The organism is Clostridium tertium (assembly GCF_902652255.1).
GTDB lineage: Bacteria > Bacillota > Clostridia > Clostridiales > Clostridiaceae > Clostridium > Clostridium tertium_A.
Genome location: NZ_CACRTO010000041.1, coordinates 58,241 through 64,639 on the forward strand (window position 1 = coordinate 58,241; position 6,399 = coordinate 64,639).

The following is a 6,399-nucleotide window of genomic DNA, read 5'->3' on the forward strand; positions in this document are numbered from 1 at the left end:
GATAACATTATGGTAGGTATAGTTCATAAGGTTAGATGGATTCAAAGTAATAGTAAAAAGTTCTCTAAATATATAGATTATATAGATAGAGAAGAAGCAGTAAGAAATTATAAGTTTGAAGATTTTTCACTCTATAATGACTATATGGATAATCCAAGTAAGTCGGGAAATTTATTTACAGCTGATAAAGATTTCTTAAATGAATATGAAAGAAAAGCTTTGAAAGATTATTTTTCTATTGCACAAGAGAACGAGAGTTTAATGTGGCAAGATGTATTTAGTTTTGATAATGAATGGCTTGAAAAAGAAGGGTTATATGATAAAAAAACTGGCGTTTTAAATGAGAAAAAAATAATTGAGGCAGTTAGAAGCTCAATGAATGAATTGATAAAAAAAGAAGGGTTTGACAATTTACTTTGGAGTGGATCACTTCATTACAATACAGATAATATCCATGTTCATGTTGCAAGTGTAGAAGTAAATCCTAGTAGGGAAAGAGGAAAGAGAAAGCCTAAAACATTAATCAATATGAAAAGTAAATTTGCTAATAATCTTATAGATAGAAGTAGAGAGCAAAAAGAAATAAATGATATAATAAGAAAAAATATTATTGATAGTAAAAAAGATTTTTCATTTCATAAGGATATGGAAATGAAAAGAATGGTTTTAGAAATAATAAAAAAATTACCTGAAGATAAAAGACAATGGCACTATAATTATAATTCATTAAGTGAAGTTAGACCTTTATTAGATGAATTAACAAAATATTATGTTGATAATTATAAGAAAGAAGAATTTAAAAAGCTAGAAGATTTACTTGATAAAGAGACAGAATATTTAAAAGAATTGTATGGAGAAGGTGAAACCTTTAGATATAAAGATTATAAGAAAAATAAAATTGATGAACTTTATACTAGAATGGGGAATACACTTCTTAAAGAAATAAAGGAGGTGGTAAAAAATAATAATGAAAGTTTATTATATTCATACAAAAGTAAAACAGTAATATTAACAAAGAGGGATATTAACAAATTAAAAAAGGTATTTGATAAAGATTTTGAACAAGTTAAAAATCAAATGGCTTATGAGAGATTACAAAGAGAAATTGAAAATGAAAGGTAGAGATTTATGTTTAGTAATTTAGGAATAGTTAGAGAAGCAATAAGTGATACTGAATTAAAAGTATTGAGTATTGGTGAAGGGAAAGAAATTATAGTACAAGCTTCAAAAGATTATGTATCATCAATTAAAGCTGAATTAAATGATGAAGATGGAGAAACAGTTGTAGTTGAATATGATTTAAAAACTAAAATTGTAAATGAAAATATTGTTGATTAGCACCAGGTATTTTACCTGGTGTTTTATTATTAAGTTTTTTAAGGAAGGTGAAAGGAAAAATGAAAAAAACATATAATAAAAAATCAAAAGAAGATAAGGAAAAAGAAGTTAATGAACTTTTGGAAAAAGCTAATGAAGGTATAGAAAAATGCTTCACAAGTCCAGAGCAGTTCAAAGAACTTGCTAGTTATATGAGTAAATTTTATAACTATTCATTTAGAAATACTTTTCTAATTCAAGAGCAATTTGAAGGAGCTTTAGCTGTTGGATCATATGCTTTTTGGAAGGAAAAAGGATTTACAGTTAATAAAGGTGAGAAGGGAATTAAAATATTAGTTCCAAATAGATTAAGTGATTATTTTATTAATTCAAAAGGTGAGGAAGTTAAATTAAGCAAAGCAACTCCTGAAGAAAAAAGATTAATAGAGCAAGGAGAAATAGAAGTAAGAAAAGGTAAGCTAATATTTAATCAAGGATATGTTTTTGAAGTTTCTCAAACTAATGCTAAAGCAGAAGATTTACCTAAGATATTCCCTGGTAGATGGCTTGATGGAGAAGTTCAAAATTATGATTTGATGTATAAAGCTATGGAAAATATAGCAAAGAAAATAGGAGTTAGAATTATAGAGCCTAAAGGAGAATTAGGAGCAGTAAAAGGAGTTAGTTATCCATTAACAAAAGAAGTCGCTTTAAATCCTAGGAATACTCAATTACAAAATATTAAAACTTTAATACATGAATTAACTCATGCAAAACTTCACACTATGGAAACAAGAGATAATTACACTACCAACGCTAAAGAATTTCAAGCAGAAATGGGAGCATATGTAGTATGTAGCTATTTCGGATTAGATACATCAGAATATTCGTTTAGATATATAAGTTCTTGGACTGAAGATGTTGAATTAAAAGATAAGGAAAAGCTAATAAATGAAGTTAGAGAAACAGTTAAAGAATATATTGAAGTAATTGAAGATACTTTAATCAATAACAAAGATTTATCTTTTGAATTAGAAAAAGATAAATATATTAATTTAGAAGAAAATATAAATAAGGAATTATATGAGGTAAAAGAACTTGAAGGGTTTAAAGTAGAAGAATTTCAAGAGTTTGATAGTATTAAAGAATACAAAGTATTAATTGATATTGAGGGTGAAGATGGTTCTTTCATAAGAAAAGGAACATCTTTTTTAATTGAAGGTTTTGAAAATGGAAAATATGAGGTTCACTTTTCAAATGAAGAAGGTAATATATATATTCCTAATGATGGAGTTGGAGATGGATATTACTTTACAATAGAGGAAATAGAAAAGTTTTCAAATTTAAATATAGAAAAAAATAATGAAAATGAGATAGATGTAATAGGTGAAAGTGATGATTGGAAATTAAGTGATAGAGATTATGAAGAAGTAAGTTTTAAAGTAATGAAAAACAATATAGAAGAATTAATAAAAGAAAATTATGCAGATTTTGTAAAGGCTATTGTATCTATTGAAAATAAAATAGATGACTTAGATATATTAGATAATATCTATGAGAAATATAAAAAGAATGAATTTAAGCTTCTAAATGATAACTTTGAAGAAGTTAAAGCCCAAAATGAAGAAAAAGAACAAAATTATTATGATTGTAATATTATAAAAGAAAACTTTATGAAAGAATTAAAAGAATATAATATGGGAGGAAAAGAAATAGAAGAATTTTTTGATTATACATTTGATATAGATAAAGTCAATAATGAAATAGTTAAGAAGGGAAAAACAGAAGTAATTAAAAATATGATTTCAGCATATTTACATTCTGATTCTATTTGTGAAGAATTAAAAGAAGAAATAACATACTCAGAAGTTGCTTTAAAATTTAAAGATATAGTAAAAGATAACATAGTAAAATTATCAGAAAGTCAAAAGTTAAGTTATTTAGAGTTTAGAAATAATGAAGAATTTAAAAATGATTTAGGAAAGGATAATAAAGAGATGATTTCAGTTGATAAGGAAAAAGAAATTAGAAAAAAAATAAGAGAGCATGAAGAATGGATAAATAGCAAAGGAACTAGAGGAAAGCAGCTTAATTTAGAAAATGAAAATTTAAGTGGAATGATGTTATTAAATATGGATTTAAGAAATGCTAATTTAAAAAATGCTGACATAACACAATGTGTTATATTTGCAGATTTAAGGGGAGCAAACTTAGAAGGTGCTAAAATAGATAATACCAAATGGACAGGCTCAAATATAAGCAAAATGACTATTGATGATAATAAATTAAACTTAATAGAGTATCATCTAGAGCAAGAAGGATGTAAGCATACAGAAGCTAGAAAGAGCCTTAAAACAAATAGAAAAGATGTAGAACTTGAAAGATAGCATATAGAGGTAACTATGGAATATATTAAGGATTTATTTAATTTCAAAGAAAATAAGAAGTATAAAATAATTATTGTAATTTTACTTATAATCATTATTTTTATGCAAACTGGCTTATCTATGACAAAGAAAAAAATCAGAATTTTAACTGAAAATACAAATAAATTAAATGAACAAATAAGGGAGAATGAAATATCAAGTAGTTATAATGAAGCTAATAGTATAGATGATTTAATAACTGATGAAGATACTAAAAAAGATACTGATAATTATGAAGTTAAAAAGAATGATTTAATAAATAGGTTTAAAGAAATTGGAGAGTTAGAAAATAAAACTTATAATACTAATATTAAAGATGGAAAAAAATATCTTGTTTTTGAAACTCTTAATTTAGAAATGACTGATAATCAAATTAAATCAACTTTTAAAAATATTATTAGTGATGAATTTGGAATAGAAATTACAGAAAGTAAGTTAGCTGAAAATAAGTTTTTTAAAATCTACCTAATTGAAGAAAATTAAAATTTGAGGTGGTTTATGAGTAAATTATCAAAAAATTTTAAGAAGGAAGAAGTATTTTATTTTACAAGAGAAGTTAAAAAGTTATTAGAATTATTAAATGGTACAACTATAAGTTGCACTGATAAAGGGAAAATATTTATTATAGAAAATCAAATGAATAAATTAGAAAATTTATTATACAAATATGAACCAACAATCTATGAAGAATATTCAATAAAAACAGCACATGCTTATAATAAAATGATTAGAGCAAGAAAAGAATATGATAGAGTAGTTGCAGAAAAGTGTTATAAAGAAACAATAGAAGAATGTAAGATAACATATGAAAACTCTGTAAAAGAGTATGAAAGGTTAAAAGATTATAGAAATAAATTAAAATCAGCATTAATTGAAGCATAAATAAAAGTGTTCTTGGAGGCATTTTTCATAATAAAAAATCCTTATAAGGTAAGTGGTTAAAGGAATAACACTATAAAAAACTAATCGGCTCACCACCGATAATATCTCCGTTAGATGGGTAATGATAATTTCTTAGACAAGCTTCTATAAGAAGTATTAGAAGTGGAGTGCCTGTCCTAGAGGAGTTTGATATTTACTCCTAGGGGTATATTGGGAGTTACATGGTAGTATGCTTGATAAAACTAGACCTAAGCGAGTTTGACCAATATAGTAGAGTTTCTGTGAGAATAATATTATTGTTTTTCCTTTTAAGTGGAATTTAATTTTTTTATTTTAAATTTTCCACTTAGGGGGAGAGCGAGTGAATAAAGCTAGAAAACTAGCTTTATTATTATAGATTTGTTTATAGGGAAGGAAAAATAATAAATTAAAAACGAGTGAAGGGGTAAAAAGTTAATAGAGATTTATTAAAATAAATATGATATTTTATAAATAGATAGAAAGAGTTGGAAGGAGAGTAGTAGATGAAAAAAATTATAGTACCAGCATATAAGTATGATGAAAAAGAGAATACAGTATCAGATAGATATATTTGTTCAAAATGTTCTAAGGTTATAAAAGAAGAAAGAAGAGTAGTAGAAGGAAAGAGAAAAGCTAAAAGAAATTCCGTTATATATTATATACTCTGTTCCAAATGTACGAATAAAAAATAATAAAAATTTAAGATACATCTATTGAAATAAAAAAAAGTATTTTTATAAAATATATATAAATAGTAATTATGAAAGGATAGGTGTAGAATTATGAGAATTAAAGGAAAAGGACTAATTATTGGAGCAATTATTGGATTAGGAGCAGGAGTTTTAATAAAAAAGATTTTAAGTGAAAAGTCATTAGATGACATTAAAGAAGAAACTAAGGAAAATTTAAGCAAGGTTAAAGAAGTAGTAAAAGAAAATATTGATAAAGTTAAAGAGAATTTAGGTGAGAATAGAAAAGAAAATACTTCTAATGTGAAAATAAATAAATATAGTACATAATAAAGGGCTGTCGCACTAATTATTTAGTGCGACAGCCCTATCTAAAAACTATAATTTTAAGAATAAATTGGTTACAAATTCATAAGGTTCCATTTTAGGGAATAATCCGCAAAATATTTACAGGCTCACATATATTCTTACATTTCTATGTTAGAACTGTTATTCATTACATATTAATTATTTTGTTAAAGTGTATTCAAATTTAATTTTGCTTGTATCTATGTAACTTTTTGTATATTCTACAATTTGATTTTCTTTTGAAAATCCAATAAACTCAAAGCAGTATACGAAATGATTTTTTTTTACATTTAGCATTTCAGCAAGTGAATTTGATGCGGGTATAATAGTTAATTTTCTATCAAAAAAAGATGGCTTTAAGTTCTTTTTTTGCATGTAATCATAAAGAGATACTCTAGAAAAGTCATATTCAGCAATGTCAGGGAATAGATTCTTTGGCGTATAGAAATATTCAAGTGCTATAATCTCTTTATTTTGATTTAATCGTTGTCTTGTAAGTGAAAATATTTCTTTATCTTTTGGTATATTAAGCTTAGAAGAGATGCTACTGTATCCGTTAAATGTTGATTTATTTATTACTTTGCTATAACTGTTAATTCCTGATGCATTTAATCTTGTAGATATACTAGAAAAAGTTTTGTCATCAAAAATTCCAACCATAAAATTTTTGTGTTCTGAGCATACATAAGTTCCTGATCCTGGAACGGAATAAAGTA

The 6,399-nt window shown here is 25.2% G+C and carries 8 protein-coding genes; 7 read left to right on the top strand and 1 reads right to left on the bottom strand.

Annotated elements, in window-relative coordinates; translation table 11 throughout:
- Positions 1 to 9 precede the first annotated feature (9 nt).
- The 7 genes from GPX08_RS13150 to GPX08_RS13180 all read left to right on the top strand — a co-directional run bounded on the left by GPX08_RS13150 (position 10) and on the right by GPX08_RS13180 (position 5,665).
- On the top strand, positions 10 to 1,122 hold the full coding sequence (locus tag GPX08_RS13150) for a hypothetical protein (protein ID WP_156627255.1): 1,113 nt from the start codon (positions 10 to 12) through the stop codon (positions 1,120 to 1,122).
- A 6-nt stretch (positions 1,123 to 1,128) separates the two neighbouring features.
- A complete protein-coding gene (locus GPX08_RS13155; protein ID WP_156627256.1) occupies positions 1,129 to 1,338 on the top strand; it encodes a hypothetical protein in 210 nt (69 codons plus the stop codon).
- Positions 1,339 to 1,397: 59 nt separating this feature from the next.
- A complete protein-coding gene (locus GPX08_RS13160; protein WP_156627257.1) occupies positions 1,398 to 3,704 on the top strand; it encodes an ImmA/IrrE family metallo-endopeptidase in 2,307 nt (768 codons plus the stop codon).
- A gap of 15 nt (positions 3,705 to 3,719) precedes the next feature.
- Positions 3,720 to 4,226, top strand: coding sequence for a hypothetical protein (locus GPX08_RS13165; protein ID WP_156627258.1), 507 nt, complete (start codon positions 3,720 to 3,722; stop codon positions 4,224 to 4,226).
- 15 nt (positions 4,227 to 4,241) lie between these two features.
- On the top strand, positions 4,242 to 4,625 hold the full coding sequence (locus tag GPX08_RS13170) for a hypothetical protein (protein WP_156627259.1): 384 nt from the start codon (positions 4,242 to 4,244) through the stop codon (positions 4,623 to 4,625).
- A 524-nt stretch (positions 4,626 to 5,149) separates the two neighbouring features.
- Positions 5,150 to 5,338 (top strand): hypothetical protein, encoded by a 189-nt coding sequence (locus GPX08_RS13175; protein ID WP_156627260.1) that lies wholly within the window; start codon positions 5,150 to 5,152, stop codon positions 5,336 to 5,338.
- A gap of 90 nt (positions 5,339 to 5,428) precedes the next feature.
- Positions 5,429 to 5,665 (top strand): hypothetical protein, encoded by a 237-nt coding sequence (locus GPX08_RS13180; RefSeq protein WP_156627261.1) that lies wholly within the window; start codon positions 5,429 to 5,431, stop codon positions 5,663 to 5,665.
- A gap of 177 nt (positions 5,666 to 5,842) precedes the next feature.
- On the opposite strand, the gene GPX08_RS13185 is transcribed toward GPX08_RS13180, so the two are convergent.
- Positions 5,843 to 6,399 (bottom strand): UTRA domain-containing protein (locus GPX08_RS13185; RefSeq protein WP_156627262.1); only part of this gene is annotated, 557 nt, incomplete at its 5' end.

Excerpts from the sequence above, each read along its gene's own strand:
- GPX08_RS13180 (WP_156627261.1), top strand. The coding sequence starts at position 5,429 with ATGAGAATTAAAGGAAAAGGACTAATTATTGGAGCAATTATTGGATTA.
- GPX08_RS13170 (WP_156627259.1), top strand. The coding sequence starts at position 4,242 with ATGAGTAAATTATCAAAAAATTTTAAGAAGGAAGAAGTATTTTATTTT.
- GPX08_RS13150 (WP_156627255.1), top strand. The coding sequence starts at position 10 with ATGGTAGGTATAGTTCATAAGGTTAGATGGATTCAAAGTAATAGTAAA.
- GPX08_RS13155 (WP_156627256.1), top strand. The coding sequence starts at position 1,129 with ATGTTTAGTAATTTAGGAATAGTTAGAGAAGCAATAAGTGATACTGAA.
- GPX08_RS13175 (WP_156627260.1), top strand. The coding sequence starts at position 5,150 with ATGAAAAAAATTATAGTACCAGCATATAAGTATGATGAAAAAGAGAAT.
- GPX08_RS13165 (WP_156627258.1), top strand. The coding sequence starts at position 3,720 with ATGGAATATATTAAGGATTTATTTAATTTCAAAGAAAATAAGAAGTAT.
- GPX08_RS13160 (WP_156627257.1), top strand. The coding sequence starts at position 1,398 with ATGAAAAAAACATATAATAAAAAATCAAAAGAAGATAAGGAAAAAGAA.